The sequence below is a fragment of the Stenotrophomonas sp. GD03930 genome (assembly GCF_029839665.1).
GTDB classification, from domain to species: Bacteria; Pseudomonadota; Gammaproteobacteria; order Xanthomonadales; family Xanthomonadaceae; genus Stenotrophomonas; species Stenotrophomonas forensis.
Genome location: NZ_JAOCAV010000004.1, coordinates 236,324 through 256,457 on the forward strand (window position 1 = coordinate 236,324; position 20,134 = coordinate 256,457).

Annotated in this window: 17 protein-coding genes and 2 tRNA genes; 12 read left to right on the forward strand and 7 right to left on the reverse strand. The window is 67.5% G+C overall.

Going from position 1 to position 20,134, the window contains the following annotated elements; translation table 11 throughout:
• Positions 1-134 precede the first annotated feature (134 nt).
• From N5C18_RS19530 to N5C18_RS19560, 7 genes are all read left to right on the forward strand, one after another.
• Entirely contained in the window at positions 135-2,318 is a 2,184-nt protein-coding gene (locus N5C18_RS19530) for a PAS domain S-box protein (RefSeq protein WP_053450134.1), read from the forward strand.
• 95 nt (positions 2,319-2,413) lie between these two features.
• The gene (locus N5C18_RS19535) at positions 2,414-3,097 is read left to right on the forward strand and encodes a response regulator transcription factor (RefSeq protein ID WP_279945451.1); all 684 of its coding nucleotides are present in this window, start codon (positions 2,414-2,416) and stop codon (positions 3,095-3,097) included.
• Positions 3,075-4,454 (forward strand): ATP-binding protein, encoded by a 1,380-nt coding sequence (locus N5C18_RS19540; RefSeq protein ID WP_279945452.1) that lies wholly within the window; start codon positions 3,075-3,077, stop codon positions 4,452-4,454. The genes N5C18_RS19535 and N5C18_RS19540 overlap by 23 nt, the downstream gene beginning before the upstream one ends.
• 701 nt (positions 4,455-5,155) lie before the next feature.
• Entirely contained in the window at positions 5,156-8,377 is a 3,222-nt protein-coding gene (locus N5C18_RS19545) for an efflux RND transporter permease subunit (protein ID WP_279945453.1), read from the forward strand.
• Positions 8,370-9,533 carry an efflux RND transporter periplasmic adaptor subunit gene (locus N5C18_RS19550; protein WP_279945454.1) on the forward strand — a complete coding sequence of 388 codons (1,164 nt, stop codon included), beginning with the start codon at positions 8,370-8,372 and terminating at the stop codon, positions 9,531-9,533. The genes N5C18_RS19545 and N5C18_RS19550 overlap by 8 nt, the downstream gene beginning before the upstream one ends.
• Positions 9,520-10,914, forward strand: coding sequence for an efflux transporter outer membrane subunit (locus tag N5C18_RS19555; RefSeq protein ID WP_279945455.1), 1,395 nt, complete (start codon positions 9,520-9,522; stop codon positions 10,912-10,914). The genes N5C18_RS19550 and N5C18_RS19555 overlap by 14 nt, the downstream gene beginning before the upstream one ends.
• A gap of 77 nt (positions 10,915-10,991) precedes the next feature.
• Positions 10,992-11,234: a hypothetical protein gene (locus N5C18_RS19560; RefSeq protein ID WP_053511694.1), complete on the forward strand. Its 243-nt coding sequence runs from the start codon at positions 10,992-10,994 to the stop codon at positions 11,232-11,234.
• A 1-nt stretch (position 11,235) separates the two neighbouring features.
• Here the strand turns inward: N5C18_RS19560 and N5C18_RS19565 are convergent, their stop codons facing one another.
• Together N5C18_RS19565 and N5C18_RS19570 are read right to left on the reverse strand one after the other, a co-directional pair.
• Positions 11,236-11,526 carry a putative quinol monooxygenase gene (locus tag N5C18_RS19565; RefSeq protein ID WP_053511695.1) on the reverse strand — a complete coding sequence of 97 codons (291 nt, stop codon included), beginning with the start codon at positions 11,524-11,526 and terminating at the stop codon, positions 11,236-11,238.
• Between the two features lie 62 nt (positions 11,527-11,588).
• Positions 11,589-12,677, reverse strand: coding sequence for a DUF5694 domain-containing protein (locus tag N5C18_RS19570; RefSeq protein WP_279945456.1), 1,089 nt, complete (start codon positions 12,675-12,677; stop codon positions 11,589-11,591).
• A gap of 96 nt (positions 12,678-12,773) precedes the next feature.
• On the opposite strand from N5C18_RS19570, the gene N5C18_RS19575 reads away from it, so the two are divergent.
• Positions 12,774-13,379 carry a GNAT family N-acetyltransferase gene (locus N5C18_RS19575; RefSeq protein ID WP_239544536.1) on the forward strand — a complete coding sequence of 202 codons (606 nt, stop codon included), beginning with the start codon at positions 12,774-12,776 and terminating at the stop codon, positions 13,377-13,379.
• 256 nt (positions 13,380-13,635) lie between these two features.
• Complete coding sequence (locus N5C18_RS19580) at positions 13,636-15,462, forward strand: methyl-accepting chemotaxis protein (RefSeq protein WP_164242774.1); 1,827 nt, start codon at positions 13,636-13,638, stop codon at positions 15,460-15,462.
• Here N5C18_RS19580 and N5C18_RS19585 read toward each other — a convergent pair.
• From N5C18_RS19585 to N5C18_RS19595, 3 genes are all read right to left on the reverse strand, one after another.
• Positions 15,459-16,898 carry a GGDEF domain-containing protein gene (locus N5C18_RS19585; RefSeq protein ID WP_279945457.1) on the reverse strand — a complete coding sequence of 480 codons (1,440 nt, stop codon included), beginning with the start codon at positions 16,896-16,898 and terminating at the stop codon, positions 15,459-15,461. The genes N5C18_RS19580 and N5C18_RS19585 overlap by 4 nt on opposite strands.
• Positions 16,899-17,010: 112 nt before the next feature.
• Positions 17,011-17,574, reverse strand: a complete 564-nt coding sequence (locus N5C18_RS19590) for a GNAT family protein (protein WP_239544540.1) — start codon at positions 17,572-17,574, stop codon at positions 17,011-17,013.
• Between the two features lie 52 nt (positions 17,575-17,626).
• Positions 17,627-17,712, reverse strand: a tRNA-Leu gene (locus N5C18_RS19595).
• Positions 17,713-17,844: 132 nt separating this feature from the next.
• Here N5C18_RS19595 and N5C18_RS19600 point away from each other — a divergent pair.
• Positions 17,845-18,225 (forward strand): response regulator, encoded by a 381-nt coding sequence (locus tag N5C18_RS19600; RefSeq protein WP_053511700.1) that lies wholly within the window; start codon positions 17,845-17,847, stop codon positions 18,223-18,225.
• A 69-nt stretch (positions 18,226-18,294) separates the two neighbouring features.
• Positions 18,295-18,492, forward strand: a complete 198-nt coding sequence (locus N5C18_RS19605; RefSeq protein WP_006461763.1) for a hypothetical protein — start codon at positions 18,295-18,297, stop codon at positions 18,490-18,492.
• A gap of 45 nt (positions 18,493-18,537) precedes the next feature.
• On the opposite strand, the gene N5C18_RS19610 is transcribed toward N5C18_RS19605, so the two are convergent.
• Positions 18,538-19,494, reverse strand: coding sequence for an SOS response-associated peptidase family protein (locus tag N5C18_RS19610; RefSeq protein WP_053511701.1), 957 nt, complete (start codon positions 19,492-19,494; stop codon positions 18,538-18,540).
• Positions 19,495-19,571: 77 nt separating this feature from the next.
• Here N5C18_RS19610 and N5C18_RS19615 point away from each other — a divergent pair, with 77 nt between their 5' ends.
• A complete protein-coding gene (locus N5C18_RS19615; protein WP_279945458.1) occupies positions 19,572-19,988 on the forward strand; it encodes a GNAT family N-acetyltransferase in 417 nt (138 codons plus the stop codon).
• Between the two features lie 60 nt (positions 19,989-20,048).
• Here N5C18_RS19615 and N5C18_RS19620 read toward each other — a convergent pair.
• A tRNA-Glu gene (locus tag N5C18_RS19620) sits at positions 20,049-20,124 on the reverse strand.
• Positions 20,125-20,134: the final 10 nt, after the last annotated feature.

Consider the following 20,134-nt stretch of genomic DNA (forward strand, 5'->3'; position numbering starts at 1 on the left):
CTTGAGGGGAGGCGTTCGGCCCCCCCGCTGTCGCTGGGGAGGGCCATGACGCCAGCACGACCCGCCGTCTTCGTTGCAGGCTGCAGCGCGCCGCTGCGGCAGATGCGTGCCTGCGCGGGCGGGGGAACGGGTTGATGGCGGGCCAGGGAAACAACGGCAACGGGCTGCTTGAACGACGCCTGCAGGAGTTGGCCGAAGAGCGGCGCCGGCTGGCGATGATCATCGACGGCACGGCGGCCGGTACCTGGGAATGGAACGTGCAGACCGGCCAGATGCGGGTCAATGCACGCTGGGCCGAGATCGTCGGCTACCGCCTGGAAGAGCTGCAGCCGATCTGCCAGGAAACCTTCCTGAAGCTGGTACATCCGGATGACATCGCGTTGTCTGATGCCGCGCTGGAGGATCATTTCGCCGGCCGCAGCGACAACTACGCCTGCCTGCTGCGCATGCGGCACAGGAACGGCCAGTGGATCTGGATCCAGGACCGCGGCCGGGTCTTCGAATGGGATGGGCAGGGCCGGCCGCTGTGGATGGCCGGCGCACATGCCGACGTGACCGAGCTGCAGCAGGCGCGGCAGGATGCGGCCGAAACCCGCCAGCGCCTGCAGGCGGTGGTCGATGCGTCCGACGAGGTGGCGGTGATCGCCACCGATACCGATGGCACCATCACCCTGTTCAATACCGGTGCGCAGCGCCTGCTGGGCTACAGCGCTCCGGAGGTGGTCGGCCAGCGCCGGCTCGATGCCTTCCATGATCCGGCCGAGCTGAACGCCTGGCTGCAGCCGCTGGCCGATGCCGAGGGCAACCTTCCCGGCGTGTTCGAAGCGCTGAGTGCGCGTGCCGACGGGCAGACCTACTCGCGGCAGTGGACCTTGCTGCGCAAGGATGGCCAGCCACGGCAGGTGCGCCTGTCGATCAGCCGCATGGATGGGGCCAACGGGGTGCGCATCGGCTATGTCGGCATGGCCATCGACATCACCGAGATCCTGCAGGCCCGTGCCGAGGCCCGCCTGTCGGCGGAAAAGTTCGCCGGTGCGTTCACGTCCGCCGCGCTGGGCATGGCCCTGGTTTCGCTGGAAGGGCGCTGGCTGGACGTCAACGACGCGCTGTGCCGGATCCTGGGTTACCCGCGCGAAGAGCTGCTGCAGGTCGATTTCCAGCGCCTGACCCATCCCGACGACCTGCAGGCCGATCTGGCGCTGGTGCACGATCTGCTGGCCGGGCGGCGCAGCCACTACCACCTGGAAAAACGCTATCTCGACCGCGATGGGCGGGTGATCTGGACTCGGTTGTCGGTGTCGCTGGTGCGCAACGAGCATGGCCAGCCGGTGCATTTCGTGTCGCAGATCCAGGACATCACCGCCCAGCGCAGCAGCGAGCAGCGCTTGTTCGAGAGCGAGCAGCGCAGCCGCCTTACGCTTGATGCGGTGGCTGACCTGGTGCTCAGCGTCAACCTGGATGGTCGTATCGACTATGCCAATGCTGCGGCCGTGCGCATGCTGGCCGGCGATGGCGCACTGTCGCTGGCCGGGCACAAGGTGCAGGACGTGCTGGCGCTGACCACCGAATACGCGCCGGGCTCAGTGCTGGATGTCTCGGTGCTGCTGGACCCGGAAAGCAATGCCGTGGACCTGCATGCCGATCTGCTGTTGCGGCTGGGCACGGCAACGGTACCGGTGGACCTGACCCGCGCGTGGCTGCGCGATGACGAAGGCCATGTGCGCGGTGCGGTCTGGGTGCTGCGCGACGACACCCAGCAGCGTGCGCGCCAGCGCGAGGCACGGCACCTGGCCGAGATCGACCCGCTGACCGAACTGAGCAACCGCCGTGGTTTCGAAGTACACCTGCAGCAGGCCATCACCCGCGTCGAGCGTACCGGCCAGGCGGCCTCGCTGATGTACATCGACCTGGACCGCTTCAAGCCGGTCAACGACACCTGGGGCCATCTGGCTGGTGATGCCGTGCTGTGGGCGGTGGCCAGTGTGCTGCGCCATGGCGTGCGTGACTCGGACGTGGTGGCGCGGCTGGGCGGTGACGAATTCGCGGTGATCCTGTCCGGCTGCACGCCGCGCCGTGCAGCGCGCATCGGTGGCGAACTGCTGCATACGCTGGCATCGCTGTCCATTCCCTGGGACCAGGACCGGCTGCGGGTCGGTGCCAGTATCGGTGTCGCGCCGCTGGCCGGCGGCATGAGCGTGGACCAGGCTGTGGCCGCGGCCGACGCCCAGTGCTACCGGGCCAAGGCGATGGGCCGCAACAACGTGCAGGTGCAGGGCGAACTGTCCGAGCTGCCGGGTGACGACGGCGAAACGGGCTGAACCGGCCCGCACCGTGGTGGTGGATGAAGGATGTTTCATTTGCCCGTGCCGGCTGATTTGGCGAGCATGGGCCAGTCTCGACTCCAGCGGTGCCCATGTCGCGCGTATTGACCATCGAGGATGACGCCATCACTGCCCAGGAAATCGTGGCCGAGCTGGGCAGCCATGGCCTGCACGTGGACTGGGTGGCCGATGGTCGTGAAGGCCTGGTGCGCGCGGCCAGCGGCGACTATGACGTGATCACGCTGGACCGCATGCTGCCTGGCCTGGACGGCCTGGCCATCGTCACCACGCTGCGGCGGATCGGCGTTGCCACGCCGGTGCTGATGCTCAGCGCGTTGTCCGACGTGGACGAGCGCGTGCGCGGCCTGCGCGCCGGTGGCGACGACTACCTGACCAAGCCGTTCGCCTCCGACGAGATGGCCGCGCGGGTGGAAGTGCTGTTGCGTCGCCGCCAGCAGCCGGCCAGCAACGAGACCGTGCTGCGGGTCGGCGACCTGCAGCTGGACCTGCTGGCGCGCACCGCCCACCGTGGCGGGCGCAGCCTGAGCCTGCTGCCGACCGAGTTCAAGCTGCTGGAGTACCTGATGCGCAACGCCGGGCAGGTGCTGACCCGGATGATGCTGTTCGAGGAAGTGTGGGGCTACCACTTCGACCCGGGCACCAACCTCATCGACGTGCATATCGGCCGCCTGCGGCGCAAGCTGGACCAGACCGATGCACCGTCGCTGATCCGTACCGTGCGCGGCAGTGGCTATGTCCTCAGCGAAACTGTCTGACGGCTGGCGTTCGTCCAGCAGCCGCCTGCTGGGGCTGTACAGCCTGCTGTTCGTGGCCTGGTCGTGCGTGCTGCTGGGGGTGCTGTACTGGCGGGTATCGCTGTACTTGGACGAGCTCGCGCAGTCCGCGGTGCTGCAACGCGCACATCTGTTCGAGCACTTCACCGGCGATGGGCTGACCGCGGCGCTGCGCGAGAACCGCCGCTACGACCTGCATGGCATTGATGCCTACGGCCTGTTCAACCCCGACGGAAAACCGCTTGCGGGCATGCTGAAGTCGCTGCCGGCACAGCTGCCACTCGATGGCAGCGCACACCCGGTTTCCGGATTGCCCATCGCCGATGTGAACGCGCGAGGCAAGCGCGGCTTCGGTCTGGCGATGCCGACCCGCGACGGCCGCATCCTGGTGCTGGTGCGCTACAGCGGGCCGTTGAACGAGGTCAATCACCTGATCCTCGACGCGCTGTTGTGGGGCGTTTCACTGACCCTGGTGCCGGGGCTGCTGGGCTGGCACCTGTTGCGACGGCGGCCGCTGCGACGCATCCAGGCCATCGAACAGGCGACCGCGCAGATCGTGGCCGGCAACCTCGGCCAGCGCCTGCCGCTGTCCAACCGGCGCGATGAACTGGACATGCTGGCGGCCATCGTCAACGCCATGCTCGACCGCATCGAGCAGCTGATGACCGAGGTCAAAGGGGTATGCGACAACATCGCCCACGACCTGCGCACCCCGCTGACGCGCGTGCGTGCGCAGCTGTACCGCATGCGCCAGCAGGTGGCCGACGGTGATCCACAATCGCTGCCGCTGGAGCAGGTACTGGAGGAGACAGATACCCTGATGGCACGCTTCCGCGCGCTGCTGCGGATCTCCGAGCTGGAGGATCACCAGCGTCGTTCCGGGTTCAGCATGCTGACGCCGGACACGCTGCTGCAGGAGATCCACGCCTTCTATGCACCGCTGGCGGAGGAGAAAGGGCAGGTGTTGCTGCTGGAGTTGGACGCCGATCTGCCGGGCGTGATGGGTGATCGTGGCCTGCTGTTCGAAGCGATCGGCAACCTGCTCGACAATGCGATCCGGTTCGCACCGGAGGGCGGCGGCGTGCAGCTGTCGGCGCGGGTGGAAGACGGCGCGACCTGCATCGCGGTGGAGGATTCCGGGCCGGGCATACCCGAGACGGAGCGCAGCCTGGTGTTCCAGCGTTTCCATCGCGCGGAGGCCAGCAAGGGCGGTGGATTCGGCCTGGGCCTGTCGATCGTGGCAGCCATTGCGGGGTTGCATGGGTTCCGCCTGCAGGTGACGTCGTCCTCGCTGGGCGGCGCGTGCTTCAGCCTGCTGTGCCGGCCGCAGGTGCTGTAGGGGTGTTTTTCTGCAGGACTTGCAGCCCTGCACCTGCCGCAATCAACGTCAACGTCAAAAGCGGGCAGTCCGTGGGTTGGCGGGGTGGGTCCGGTTGCGGGGGACGCCGTGAACCCGTCCCTGGGGGCTTGGCCGCGGCATCCATGCCGCGGACACCCCCGCAACCGGACCCACCCCGCCTTCGACAGATTTCTGCGATCTGTCGGAATGGCGCTCTGCTCTGGTGGGTGTCGACCTTGGTCGACACGGTAGATCTGACCCAAATTTGATTATCGATATCTGTCGGATGTGTCGACCAAGGTCGACATCCACCAACAGCCACGGGAATCTGTCAGAGGTGGGGCGGTGTCGGAGTGCGGGGTGTCAGCCGCATGGGCCCGAGGCATGCCTCGGGCGGGTTGGGCAGGACGCCCAACCCCGGTCTTGCCGTGTGCGCAGGAACGCGCACACGAGCAAGCGGCTGCCAAGCCCCCAGGGATGGGTTCACGGCGTCCCCGCACTCCGACACCGCCCCGCCATCCCACGGAATGCTGCTGTTGCTGTTGCTTGAAGGCTTCGGCAGGTGCAGGGCGCAGCCCTGCCGAACCCACTTCCTTCATGAAATATGTTTCATCTGCGGCACAGCCTTGTTTTAGCCGGTAGCGCCGATACTTGCCGGCCTGCGCTGCCCGCGGTGGGCAGTGGCACCGTCGGAGAGCCGCATGCTCGGGTTGGTCAGGACCGCGCTCAACAAGCCTTATACCTTCGTGGTGATGGCCATTTTCATCTGCATCGTCGGTCCGCTCAGCGCGCTGCGCACCCCCACCGATGTATTCCCCGATATCGGCATCCCCGTCATCGCCGTGGTCTGGCAGTACACCGGCCTGTCGCCGGATGCGATGGCCGGGCGCGTGATTTCCCCCTATGAGCGTGCGCTCAGCACCACCGTCAACGACATCGAGCACATCGAATCGCAGTCGCTGGCGGGCATGGGCGTGGTCAAGGTGTTCTTCCAGCCCGGCGTGGACATCCGCACCGCCAATGCGCAGATCACCGCCATCTCGCAGACCATCGTCAAGCAGATGCCGGCCGGCATGACCCCGCCGCTGATCCTCAACTACAGCGCCTCCACCGTGCCGGTGCTGCAGATGGCGTTCTCCAGCCCGACCCTGGGTGAATCGCAGATCCGTGACCTGGCGCAGAACACCGTGCGCCCGCCGCTGACCTCGATCCCCGGCATGGCCATCCCCGCACCCTACGGCGGCAGGCAGCGCCAGATCACCCTCGATCTGGACCCCCAGGCGATGGCGGCCAAGGGCCTGTCCGCACAGGACGTGGGCAACGCGCTGGCCGCGCAGAACCAGATCACCCCGGTCGGCACCGCCAAGCTGGGCAGCAACGAATTCACCGTGTTGCTCAACAACAGCCCCAGCGAAATCGAAGCGCTGAACGACCTGCCGATCCGCACCGTCAACGGTGCGGTGGTCACCATCGGCCAGGTCGCCCACGTGCGCGATGGCTCGCCGCCGCAGACCAACATCGTGCGGGTCAACGGTGGCCACTCGGTGCTGATGGCGGCGCTGAAGAATGGCGACGCCTCGACCCTGACCCTGGTCAGCCGTATCCGCGCCATGCTGCCGCAGATCGGCGAAACCCTGCCGCCGTCGCTGAAGATATCGTTGCTCGGCGATGCGTCCACCTTCGTGCGTGAATCGATCAGCAGCGTCGCCCGCGAGGGCATCATCGCCGCGCTGCTGACCAGCGTGATGATCCTGGTGTTCCTCGGCAGCTGGCGCTCGACCGTGATCATCGCCGCCTCGATTCCGTTGGCGGTGCTGTCGGCCATCGCACTGCTTTCCGCCGCCGGGCAGACGCTCAATGTGATGACCCTGGGTGGCCTGGCACTGGCCGTGGGCATCCTGGTCGACGATGCCACCGTCACCATCGAGAACGTCAACTGGCACCTGGAGCAGGGCAAGGGCGTACGCGAGGCGATCCTTGATGGCGCCGCGCAGATCGTTGGCCCGGCATTCGTGTCGCTGCTGTGCATCTGCATCGTGTTCGTGCCGATGTTCCTGCTCGACGGCATCGCCGGCTATCTGTTCCGACCGATGGCGCTGGCGGTGATCTTCGCCATGGCCAGCTCGTTCGTGCTGTCGCGCACGCTGGTGCCGACCATGGCGTTGTACCTGTTGCGTCCGCACCGGGTGGAGGGCGGGGCAGGCCATCATCCCGAGGATGCGTTCCTCAACCATCATGAAGGCGATCATCCGCAACCGCGTCGCGCACGGATGGCGGCCACGCTGGTGCGCTGGCAGCAGCGCTTCGAAGCCGGATTCTCCGCCACCCGCGACCGCTACCACGCGCTGCTGGGCCTGGCACTGGCGCACCGGGGCCGCTTCCTGCTCGGTTTCATGGCCTGCGTGCTGGTGTCCTTCGCGCTGCTGCCAACCCTGGGCCAGGACTTCTTCCCTGCCACCGAGGCCGGTGCATTGTCGCTGCATGTGCGCCTGCCCTTGGGCACGCGCATCGAGGAAACCGCTGCATCATTCGACCGCATCGAAGCGCGCATCCGCCAGGAACTGCCGCCGCAGGAAATCGATGCCATCGTCGACAACCTCGGCCTGCCGATGACCGGCATCAACATGGCTTACAGCGCTACCGGCACCATCGGTCCGCAGGATGGTGACATCCAGGTCTCGCTGAAACCGGGTCACGGCGATGCCGCCGAATACGCGCGACGCCTGCGCGAGGTACTGCCTTCGGCCTTCCCGGGCGCCAGCTTTGCGTTTCTGCCCGCCGATACCAGCAGCCAGATCCTCAACTTCGGTTCGCCGGCACCGCTGGACGTGCGCATCGCCGGACCGGATGCGGCCGGCAATCGCGCCTATGCGCAGGAACTGCAGCGCCGCCTGCGCCACGTGCCGGGCCTGGTCGACCTGCGCCTGCAGCAACCCGATGGCTACCCGACCCTGAAGGTGGAGGTCGATCGGCTTCGCGCCAATGGGCTGGGCATCACCGAGCGCGATGTCACCAACAGCATGGTGGCGTCGCTGGCCGGTAGCGGCCAGGTCGCCCCGACATTCTGGTTGAGCCCGAAGAACGGCATCTCCTACAGCGTGGTCGCCGCCACGCCGCAGTACCGCATGGACAGCCTGGCCGCACTTCAGGCGCTGCCGGTCACCGGCAGCGGTGGTGGCGTGCCACAGGTGCTCGGTGGCCTGGCCGAGATCCAGCGCGGCTCCAGTTCGGCGGTCGTTACCCATTACAACGTGCAACCCACGCTGGACGTATATGCCAGCGTGCAGGGCCGCGATCTCGGCGCCGTGGCGGCCGACGTGCAGAAGATCATCGATGGCATGGCAGGCCAGCGGCCGCGCGGCACCGAGGTTGGCCTGCACGGCCAGATCGATGCGTTGCACGTGGCCTTCACCGGCCTCGGCTACGGCCTGCTGGCCGCGATCGTGCTGATCTACCTGCTGATCGTCATCAACTTCCAGTCCTGGACCGATCCGTTCGTGATCATCACCGCGTTGCCGGCGGGCCTGGCAGGCGTGGTCTGGATGCTGTTCCTGACCCACACCACGTTGTCGGTGCCGGCGCTGACCGGGGCCATCCTGTGCATGGGCGTGGCCACGGCCAATTCGATCCTGGTGGTCAGTTTCTGCCGCGAGCGCCTGGCCGAGCACGGCGACGCGGTCAAGGCCGCACTGGAAGGGGGGTTTACCCGCTTCCGCCCGGTCTGCATGACCGCGCTGGCGATGATCCTGGGCATGCTGCCGACTGCACTGTCCACTGAACAGAATGCACCGCTGGGCCGCGCGGTGATCGGCGGCCTGCTGCTGGCCACGTGCGCCACGCTGCTGTTCGTGCCGGTGGTGTTCGCATTGGCCCACTCCCGTAAAACCCGTACTGCTCCTGCCGGAGAACCCCTGCATGTCTGAGTCTTCGCTGCCGCAGCATTCGCTGCGCCGTCCTCTGGTCCTGGCCGCCGCCGTGGTGGTCATCCTCGTTGCCGGTGGCCTGGCCCTGCGCGCGCAGCAGGCACACGCCGTGGTCGAGTGGACCGAGCGCCAGGCGGTGCCGTCGGTGCAGGTGGTCACCGCCGGGGCGCGGGGTGCTGCGGGAACGATGACACTGCCGTCGCACCTGAGTGCCTGGACCGAAGCACCGATCCACGCCCGCGTGGGCGGCTACCTGAAGTCGTGGAGCGCCGACATCGGCCAGCCGGTGAAGGCGGGGCAGGTGCTGGCGGTAATCGACAGCCCGGAGCTGGACCAGCAGATCGCGCAGGCGCATGCCCACCTGCTGCAGGTGCAGGCCGACGCGGCGCTGGCCAAGGTCAGCGCCGAGCGCTGGCAGGGCATGCTCGGCAGCCATTCGGTATCGCGCCAGGAAGCCGACGAGAAGCAGGCCAATGCGGTGGCCGCACAGGCCAGCGTGGAAGCGGCGCAGGCCGACTACGCGCGGCTGCAGGAACTCGGTCGTTACCGCACCTTGCGTGCGCCGTTCGATGGCACCGTCACCTCGCGGCAGACCGATGTCGGCCAGTTGATCCGCGCCGATGACAGCGGGCGCGAGTTGTTCAACATCGCCGATACCCGACGCCTGCGCCTGATGGTGCCGGTACCGCAGAACAGCGCGGCCAGCATCCATCCCGGGCTGCAGGCAACCTTGCAAGTACCGGGCCAGGAGGGACGCCACTTCACCGCGATCCTGCAGGGAGACTCCAGCGCGATCGACCGCAGTTCCGGCACCCTGCTGGCACAGTTCGTGGTCGACAATGCCGATGGCGCACTGCTGCCCGGCAGCTACGCGGAAGTGACGCTGCCACTGCAGGGCGGAGGAGCTGGCGTGAGCGTGCCAGCGGATGTGTTGATCTTCCGGGCCAAGGGCACCCAGGTGGCGGTGGTCGACAGCAAGGACATCGTGCACCTGCGCGACATCCATATCGCCAGTGACCTGGGCAGCACGCTGCGCGTCGACCGTGGCCTGCAGGCCGGGGACAGGGTCATTCCCAATCCGCCTGATGCACTGCGCGAAGGTGACCGGGTGCATGTGGTGGCCGGCGGACAGGAGCCCACGCATGCCCGCGGCTGAACGCGCTGCTGTACTGGCGGCGGTGGCGCTGGCATTGGCTGGCTGCTCGCTGGCGCCCGCCTACCAGGTGCCAGCGGTGGCAGTTCCGGTGGCCTATGAACGTGCAGGGGCCGCTGCCGGATCAGGGGCGCTGCCACAGGCGTGGTGGCAGGCCTTCCAGGACCCGGTGCTGGACCGGCTGCAACAGCAGTTGGGCGCAGCCAACCCGAGCCTGGCGTTGGCCGTGGCGCACTACGATGCAGCGCGTGCCGCAGCAGGTGAAGTGGCATCGGCGCGGGCGCCGCAGGTCGGCTTCAGTACCGGCCCGGTGCGCCAGCGGCAGTCCGATGACAAGCCGCTGCGCAGCGCCACCCAGCCAGCCATCTATGACAGCAATACCGCCACGTTCTCGCTGTCGTTCGACCTTGATCTGTGGGGCCGCCTGCGCAACGCGGCTGCCGCGGGCAAGGCGCGTGCCGAAGCCAGTGGCGATGACCTTGCCGCTGCGCGGCTGAGCCTGTCGCAGCAGTTGGCCGGGCTCTATCTGCAGCTTCGCGGCGCCGAGGCGCAGCAGGCGATCCTGCATGACAGCATCGAGGACTACCGGCAGGCGTTGGCGCTGACCGAAGACCGTTTCCGTGGCGAGATCGCTTCGCAACTGGACGTATCGCGGGCGCAGCACCAACTGGCCAGCGCGCAAGCCGATCTGGATGCGCTCGACGGCCGCCATGAACTGCTGCGGCATGCCATCGCCGAACTGGTTGGCGCGCCGGCCACCGGCTTCGTCATCGCCGACGCGGGTCTGCCAGCCCTGCCATCGGTGCCTGCCGATCTGCCCAGCAGCCTGCTGCAGCGACGGCCGGATATCGCTGCCGCTGAGCGCCGGGTGTTCGCTGCCAATGCGGGCATCGGTGTGGCGCGCGCCGCGTGGTTCCCGCAGCTCAGTCTCAGCGGCCTGCTGGGTGGCCAGACCTCGGGTGGCAGTGCCCTGCTCGACGCGGGTAACCGCTACTGGGCGCTGGGTCCGCTGGCGGCGCTGCCGGTGTTCGATGGCGGCCGTCGCAAGGCGGCCAAGGCCGAGGCCTATGCCGAGTTCGACGCGGCCTCGGCGCAGTACCGGGCCACCGTGCTGGCCGCGATCCGCCAGGTGGAAGACCAGTTGACCCTGCTGCGCCAGCTCGATGCGCAGCGCGGCCACGAGCAGGATGCGGTGACTGCGGCGCGGCGTGCCGAGCAGATCGCCAATGACCGTTACACCGGTGGTGCGGTGAGCTACCTGGACGTGGTCAGCGCGCAGACCGATGCCCGCCAGGCGCAGTTGGGGCTGCAGGACATCCAGAGCCGGCAGCTGCAGGCCAGCGCGGCGTTGATGGCGGCGCTGGGCGGAGGCTGGTCGCGATAGCCGCTGGAGGCGGTCTCAGCCTGTGAGAGGGCGGGGCGGAACAATCGCCCCATCCACCCCGGACAGGAGAGTGCACGATGATGGCCTGGAATCGAACTGTCGTCGCCGCCTACGCACCGGCGATGATTGGCTGGTGCCTGGCGCTGGCCGGCGGCTTGCGCCTGGAACAACTGCGAGGCGACCTGCATGCGCAGGCGTTGCTGCCGCTGCTGCACGGCGGCGTTGTAGCGTTGCTGGTGCTGACACTGGCCTGCACGCTGGCCGCAAGCGCGGTGCTGTGGCGGGCCAACCGGCCATCACCACGAACCGCCGCCCCGTGATCTACAGCGCAGCGGCTTCCATCAGCACGAACCGGCAGGGCGCACGCTGGAAGGCGTTGATCTGTGGCACCAGGCGCTGGAAGTGGTCGCTGGCGCAGTGGAGGTCGAGCGCGGCGCGGTCCGGCCAGAGCTCGATGAAGACGAAGTGCCCGGGATCCTTCTGGTCAACGAACAGTTCATAGCTGACGCACAGCGGCTCGCGCTGCGTGCACGCGACCAGCTCCCGGTAAAGCGGAAGCACGGTTTCCACGGCATCGGGATGGATGAAATCCTCGGCGATCACCTTGAGCATGTCGGTACCTGCAACGCGGGCCCTGCAGGATAGTGCCGACGCAGGGCCGGCACCATCCACCGTCAGCGCAATACTGCGTCCGCACTGACCAGCTGCACATCGTGCATCTGGTTGAGGTAAGCCTCGTAGTAGCCCTTGTGCGAGGCACCGACGATGGCCAGCATGCGGCTGCCGGGGTGCAGGCCCAGCACGTCGCGCATGTTGGCGACCATGCGCAGGTTGCGGGTTTCCCAATAGCCGACATACATCCTGCCGAACGCCTTGGCTGACGGCTCGACGAGTGTCGCGCCGAAGTCGCTCCGGTACGCGTCCATCGCCGCTGCGGGGCTGTTGTAGGCCCTGTACAGCGCCAGCACGCCGTCGGGCTTGTCCAGGTCGGCCACCAGGCGCTTGTCGGCGTCCCGCCGCGCCTGCGAGTGCTTGTTCTTCCAGGCGCCGGTGATGGCGGCGCTGGCCGCCGCTTCGTCCTCGGCAGGCGTGGGCGAATCGGCGGTGTGGTCGTCCACGGCCCAGAGACGCTCATGGCCGAGGCGCGCAGCGACTTCGGCAGCGATCAGATTCGTTTCATTGCGGCGAGCCAGGCCTTGGTCGAGGAACTCGACCAGGGCCGCGCTCAGCCCGTCGCCGTCCTTGCGTTCGGCGGCGGCCAGGCGCAGCCACTGCACCTGGGCCGATCCCCGTTCGCCCGCCGCCAGGAACAGTGCGGCCAGCCGACGACGCTGGGCAGGCGTCGGATCATCTGGCCAGTTCGAGAGCAGGCGCTCGACCTCGGTGTTCGCAGCGGGCACGTCCAGCCCGGTCGCGGCCTGTGCGGCCGAAGTGTCGAAGCAGTAGGTGGCCACGCTTTCCGCGTAGCGGGCGGGGTAGCGGCGCATGAAATCACACTGCAGGCCGGACAGATCCTCGGTGGCGATCAGCTCGGGTTTCCAGGCGACCAGCCGCTGCAGCAACGGCTCAAGCAGGGCCGGCTGGAAGGTCTTGGGCAGCCCGGACAAGTGCGTGCTGCCCAGTACCAGCACTTCGTTCGGGCGCCCGGCGGGCGGCCCCTTCAACTGGTCGGGATGGAAGGTCGGGCGATAGGGGGCATCGGCGGCCAGGGCGCCGGCGCTGCACAGGCCCAGGATCAGGAAGCTGGCCAAGCGTGTGAACATGCGATCTCCGTGTCAGTGAACGTCCTGCAGTCCGCTGCATGCTGGCCATTTTCATCTGCCTCGGAATCTCCCGTTGGTCATGCAAACCTTTTCGGCTTGATCTGCATCGACGTTCGGGCGAGCCTGTGCTCAATGAAGGCAACGACGACCCCTATCCCGCGTGCCAGCGACTGGACCATCGGCAGCCCGCGGCTGAGCCTTCGGCCCTTCACAACGGATGACGCAGGCGAGGCGTTCATCGCGATCACGCCGGGGCTGACCCGCTACATGGCGTTCGATCCGCCGGCATCGGAGCAGGCATTCGCCGTGGTCTGGCGCGCGTGGTTGCTCACCATCGCCGATGGTTCGGACTTCACATTCGTCATCCGCCGCCGCACGGACCACACCTTCCTTGGCCTGGCAGGCCTGCATCGTACCGGTGATGCGGAACCCGAGCTGGGCATCTGGATCGCTGAATCCATGCATGGGCAGGGCTATGGCCGCGAAGCCGTGTCGGCGGTGCTGGCGTCCGCATCCCTGCGGCTGGACTGCGCCGCATTCCGTTACCCGGTAGCCGAGCAGAACGCGCCCAGCCGGCGCCTGGCGGAATCCCTCGGCGGTGTCCCCGTCGCGCGTGAGCAAGCTGTGAAGTACATCGCGATTGTCTACCGCATCCCAGCAATAGCATCGCAAGTTGAGACAGGCGTCGCGGAATCCCGCTAAAGCCGCCCGCCCCATCGCCGATATCCCCTCTGGATCCCGCTCCAGTCACCCGCTGCAGGACCCCAGGCTGCCCCCGATGGGCGGTCCGCGCTGTGTGTTCCGCCGCTCCCAGATGCCGATCGCACCCGCACCAGATGTTCTTGCCAGCCGCTCGAGGGGTGCCCACCCGGTACCTGTAGTCCCAAGCAACTGAAGTTGCCGCCGGGCATCCCGCCCGTCGGGTCGCAACCGCTTACCGGACACCGAGGATCAGACAATGCTCATTCCAGGCTTCACGGCGGGCGCGCAGGCGCCGGCCGAGCTGCATACCCGTTGGTCGCCGTGGCGTGCGCTGCTGGGCGCGCTGGCCCCGCAGCAGCGCACCCGCACCGAGCCGGCGGCGACCCACCGCGCCGAGCTCGAAGCCCAGGTTGCGGCGTTGCACCGCGTGCAGGCGGTCATCGAGTTCGCACTCGACGGCACCATCCTGCAGGCCAATGACAACTTCCTGCAGGCGATGGGCTACCGGCTGGACGAGATCCAGGGCAAGCACCATTCGCTGTTCGTCGATCCCGAACTGGCACGCAGCGCGGAATACCGTGATTTCTGGGCGAGGCTCGGGCGCGGCGAGTACGATGCCGGGCAGTACCGTCGCTTCGGCAAGGGCCAGCGCGAGATCTGGATCCAGGCGTCGTACAACCCGGTTCTTGACCAGCAGGGGCGGCCGTACAAGGTGGTCAAGTTCGCCACCGACATCACGGCGCAGAAGCTGCAGGCGGCCGATTCCGCGGGGCAGCTTGCCGCGATTGGAAAGTCGCAGGCGGTGATCGAGTTCAGCATGGATGGCCGCATCCTCTCGGCCAACGACAACTTCCTCGCCACCACCGGCTACAGCCTTGATGAGGTGCGTGGCCAGCATCATTCGCTGTTCGTCGAGCCGGGGCATCGCAGCAGCGATGAATACCTCCGGTTCTGGGAAAAGCTCGGGCGCGGCGAATACGATGCCGGGCAGTACCGCCGCCTCGGCAAGGGCGGGCGCGAAGTCTGGATCCAGGCCTCCTACAATCCGATCCTCGACCTCAACGGCAAACCGTTCAAGGTCGTCAAGTACGCCACCGACATCACCGCGCAGGTGCATGAGAACCAGGCGATGCAGCGTGCGGTTGCGCAGACCCGCGAGGTGGTGGCCGCAGCCAAGCAGGGCGATCTGACCCGGCGCGTGGCCACGGCCGACAAGCAGGGCGCGATCGCCGAACTGTGCGACGGCGTCAACTCGCTGGTCGAGGCGATGGCCGCGATCATCGGCCAGATCAAGTTCGCCGCCGATACCATCGCGGTCGGTGCGACCGAGATCGCCCAGGGCAACAGCGACCTGTCGCAGCGCACCGAGCAGCAGGCGGCGTCGCTGGAGGAAACCGCGGTGTCGATGAAGGGGCTCGCCGAGACAGTGCAGCGCACCGCCACCAACGCGCGCCAGGCCAGCCAGCTGGCCGGTGGGGCGGCCGATGTCGCCGCACGGGGCGGCAGCGTGGTGCACGAGGTGGTGGAGACGATGGCGGTGATCAATGCATCTTCGCGGCGCATCGTCGACATCATCGGAGTGATCGATGGCATCGCCTTCCAGACCAACATCCTCGCACTGAATGCCGCGGTGGAGGCTGCGCGTGCCGGCGAACATGGCCGCGGCTTCGCGGTGGTCGCCACCGAGATCCGCGAGCTGTCGCAGCGTTCGGCCAGCGCCGCCAAGGAGATCAAGCAGCTGATCGATGAGTCGGTGGCCAACGTCGGGGCCGGTACCGCCCAGGTCGAGAGTGCCGGCCGCACCATGGACGAGATCGTGACCAACGTGCGCCGGGTCAGCGATCTGATGACCGAGATCAGCACCGCCTCGCAACAGCAGAGCGATGACATCCAGCAGATGAACCATGCGGTGGACCTGATCGACCAGGGCACCCAGCAGAACGCGGCCCTGGTCGAAGAGGCCTCGGCTGCCGCGCGCAGCATGGAGGAGCAGTCGGCGCACCTGTTGCAGACCGTGGCCAGCTTCCGTGTCCAGGAAGGGGCTGGCCATGCGCATGGGGTACCGGCGCTGCGCGCGGTCTAGGCGCGCTGGCCGGACGGGGCCTCGGCGGTGCCGGGCGCCGGGGCGAGGTGCACGCAGTTGCGCCCGTCACGCTTGGCGCGATACAGGGCCTGGTCGGCGTGAGCGACCAGGTCACTGGGTTCGCGCTCATCGCCGGCGGCCTGCCAGGCCACGCCCACGCTGATGGTCACCTGGCCGTCTGCAGCCGGCAGTGCGGCGCTTTCGACGGCGGCGCGCAGCCGTTCGCCCAGCTCCAGCGCGTGCATTGCCTCGGCCGAGGGCAGGGCGGCGATGAACTCCTCGCCACCGTAGCGGGCCAGCAGGTCATCGCCGCGCTGCAGGCAACCATCGAGGATCGCGGCAACCGCGCGCAGGCGGCGGTCACCCTCCGGGTGCCCATAGGTATCATTGAGCCGCTTGAAGTGATCGATGTCGATCATCAGCACCGCCAGGCCCAGGCCCTGGCGGCGGGCACGGCGGTGGGCCGCGCCGAGTGATTCATCGAAGCTGCGCCGGTTGCCCAGCCCGGTGAGCGCATCGCGCCGGGCCAGCGTTTCCAGTTCATCGCGCTGGCGCTGGATGTCGATCTGGCTCAGCACACTGCGCAGGGCATAGCCGAGCAGGGCGCCGAGGAAGCCCAGCGTGGCCAGGGTCGGCTGCAGGCGGGCGACCAGTAGCGCCACCATCATCAACAGCAGGGGCAGCATCAACGGCACGCCGGCATCGACGATGCGCCGCAGAGTGAGGGAAATCTCCGCCGCGGCGCGGCGACGACGGCTGCCGGCCATCACTGCCAGCAGCACGAACAGTCCGCTGATCAGCAGGTCCCCCCAGCTGCCATCGGGCAGTTGCGGCTGGTAGGTGTTGATGTAGAGCGCCAGCAGGAAGTAGCCCAGTGTGTAGAGGGTCAGTGTCCGGAAGAAATCGCGGCGGTCGGGATTGTCCTCGGCAATGAAGCGGATCAGTGCGAAGCAGAACACCAGGCTGTTCTGCACGCTGCTCATCGTCTTCAGGCACTGCGTCCACAACGCGGGGTTCAGCGGGGCCATGGCCTGGGTGTGCACGTAGTACAGCAGCCACAGCAGTGCAATGATCGACAGGTCCACCGCACGGATGGCGCGGCTTCCGCCTCCCGGGCTGGCGGCGACGTAGGTCAGGGGAATCCGGTAGAACACGTACAGGATCAGCGATGACACGGTCATCTGCGCGGGATCGAGGCCAGCCACGTTGCGGTACAGCAGGGCCAGCAATGCAAGCGAGAACAGCGCGACGGCGGCGCCAAGCATCCGCCATTTGCAGGCCGCGCGGCTGTCGCGTGCACGCCGCGCGCAGGCCAGTGCGGCCAGCAGTGGGGCGGTGATCAGCATCAGGTAGGAGCCGACCGGCTCCTGCGGGCCGATCAAGGCAATGACGAGCGCGTGCGTGACCACAAAAAACAGTGCTGCACGCAACGTCATGCATTCCCCCGCCCCGATCCGGCGCGATCACGATAGGCAGATGTGCGTGAGGCTGGCAAGAAAAGTGTGCGCTGCGTCTAATGCCAACGTTGTCACAAGTCGCAGTTGTGTTTCAGCGAGGGGGCGTGGCCGTACCTTCGAGATGGGCGAACATCCAGAAATTGCGGGGCTGCCCCCGTACACGGCGATAGGCGTGCAGCAGGCCTTCCCGCTGCATGCCGAGGCGTTCCAGCACGGCGATCGAGCGGGCATTGCTGTCGAGGACAGTCGCCTGGATGCGGACCAGGCGGCGTACTGCGTGCCCCCAGTCGAGCACTGCGCGCGCCGCATGGGTGGCCAGCCCTTGTCCCTGCCAATGCGGGTCGAGGTCATACGCGAGCTCGGCGCGGCCGTGCAGGAGATCGATGCCGTTCAAGCCGATGGTGCCGATCAACCCGTCCTCGGCATCGGCCAGCGCCCAGCGCTGATCGGGGCCGCCCGGCATGTAGCGGGCGACCTGCTGGCGCAAGGCGTGTTCCGAGATGTCGCCCCAGCTGGTGTGTTCGATCACGCCCGGCAGAGAGAGGTAGCGGGACCATGCGGCCGCATCATCGGTCCGCAGGGGGCGCAGACGTGCGGGCAAGGTGTCTGGAAGTGACGGCACATTCGACGCAGGCATGCCGGGCAGTGTGGACACCCTGGGCCTGGAAAAGCAAAAGGCCAGGTCATGGACCTGGCCTTTGATGCAGTGGTGCCGGTGAAAGGACTCGAACCTTCATGGGGTCACCCCCGGCTGATTTTGAGTCAGCTGCGTATACCATTCCGCCACACCGGCAGGCAGCGCGTGAGTGTAACCGAGGTCGGCAGGGCTTTCATAGGGGCAGGGCCATTCGGGGCGCTTCCTGTCGGCATCGGCCCCGTGGTGGCTATACTGCGGCGGCGTGAATACCTCCAGGAGCGGTAGCCGATGACAGTGTTGCAGGACCTGAGGGTGCTGGTGGTCGAGAACGACGAAATGAGTGCCGCGCTGCTGCAGATGCAGCTGGTGCATGCCGGCGCGACCGTGGTCGGGTTGGCGGCGAGCGTGGACGAAGCGCTGCGCCTGCTGGAGGATTCGGCGCCGGACGTGGCCCTGCTCGACTATCGCCTGGCCCGCAACGAGACCAGCGAGCCCGTGGCGGCAGCGCTGTCGGCACGCGGTGTGCCGTTCGTGCTGGCCACCGGCATGCTGGCCGAGCAGTTGCCGGCGTCGATGCTGGCCGGGGTGCTGCTGGTCAAGCCGTACCTGTCGGTGGATCTGTCCAAGGCGCTGGTGCGCGCGGTGGGGCATTCCCGCGTCAAGGCCTGATTGGCCCCGGCGGAGAGGACCGGCGTATGCTGCCGTGGCCTGAATGCTCAGGCCTACAAGGAGAGTGGCATGAAGAAGTGGATCAAGCGCATGGTTGCCGCGGGTGTCCTTTCGATGGCGGTCTTCGGTGGTACCGCGACTGCGGCATGGTGCGGCCAGCCCTGCTTCCAGCTCTACAAGAGCTGCATCGCGCGCGGCGGTGAGGTCGAGCAGTGCCTGCAGGAACAAGCCTTCTGCGAAGAGGCGATGTGCGGCGGCAACCCCTGATCCAGAAACCCCGCCCAGGCGGGGTTTTTCATAGGCGCGTGGTGTTCATCCGGCTTCGTCGTACACGTAGCGGATGTCCTCGCGGTCGTCGAGGATGCGGTATTGCAGGGCCAGGTCATCCGGGTCCGGATTGAGCCAGGCGTCCAGGTGCTCCCGGCGGATCGGCACCACGCCGCGGTCATGCCCGGCGGCGGCGACATCGGGTGGCGGGGCGTCGGTGATCGTGGCAAACGACAGCAGCCGGCCTTCCGGCCCTTCCCACTCCGCCCACAGGCAGGCCAGCAGCAGGTCGCGTGGCGGATCGGGGCGGAATTCCAGCACCACGTCCTGTTCCTTCTCGTCGGCGCCCAGCGTGCGTGCGTCGATGGCGTGGCGGGGCACGTGCTCATAGAACGCCTGCACGACCACGACCCCATGGCGCAGCCCGAATGCGCCGCGCCAGTAGCCTTCCAGGCTGTCGCGCCGTGCATTGTAGGTGCCGGGGTAGAGCACGTCGTTGCGTGCTGGCGTGTCCGGCAGCCGGCACTGGTAGCGCATCGGCTTGATCACCCGCTGGCCGTTGTCGCTGACCATGACCGGTGCGTAGGTGCCCGGGAAGATGCGGTTGTCGCGCGGCAGCAGCTGCACCCGATGCAGATCCTCCAGCCGGGCCTGCGCGCGCTCGATGCGGTTGCCGGCCACGCGCAGGTCGTTGCGCGCCTTCTGGGTGGGGCGGGTCGCCAGCGTGGCGTGGGCGATATCGCGTCGTTCGCGCTGCCGGACCAGCTCGGCCTCCAGTGCCTGCTGCTCCTGGGCATGCCATTGCTGGATCTTTGCCACGATGTCGCGGCCCTGTTCCGTGCGCGCGCCGGCAAAGCCGTCGTCCATGGCTTTTGGGGTTTTCGGGCGCTTCTTGCCGGGATCGTGCGCGTACAGCTCGGCGAATTCCTCCAGCGAGAGAATGGCGCCGAACTCGCGCACCAGCTTGGCGTAGTCGGCGCGGATCAGGGCGGAATAGCACATGCGAACTCTGCCGGTGTGGGTCGCAGCGGCTGCGACGTGGATGCGGCAGGATAGCCCGACCCATCAGGAGATGCCGCATGAATGAATCCGCCACCTGCCAGTTCCGCGAAGCCGTGCCCACGGTCGAGGACTACTGCCGGCTGCGTGTACTGGCAGGCCTCAGTGCCAAGCATCAGGAAGCCGCTGCGCGCGCATTGCCCAATACCCTGTTCGGCGTATGCGCCTACCAGGGCAATGAGCTGGTAGCGATGGGGCGCATCGTCGGCGATGACGGCTGCCACCTGCAGGTCTGCGACATCGCCGTGCTGCCACGCCTGCAGGGGCAGGGCCTGGGCAAGGAGGTGATGCGGCGGCTGGACGACTGGATGCGGGCCAGCCTGCCGCCGTCGGCGTACGTCAGCCTGCTGGCCGATGGTGAAGCGCACCGGTTGTATGCACAGTTCGGCTTCGCGCCCACCGCGCCGGCGTCGATCGGGATGTATCGGCGCTTCTGAAATGAGTGCCTGGATTCCAGGCAAAGAAAAACCCCGGCCGAAGCCGGGGTTCTCAAGAATTGGCGTCCCCACGGGGATTCGAACCCCGGTCGCCACCGTGAAAGGGTGATGTCCTAGGCCTCTAGACGATGGGGACGCACGAAAAA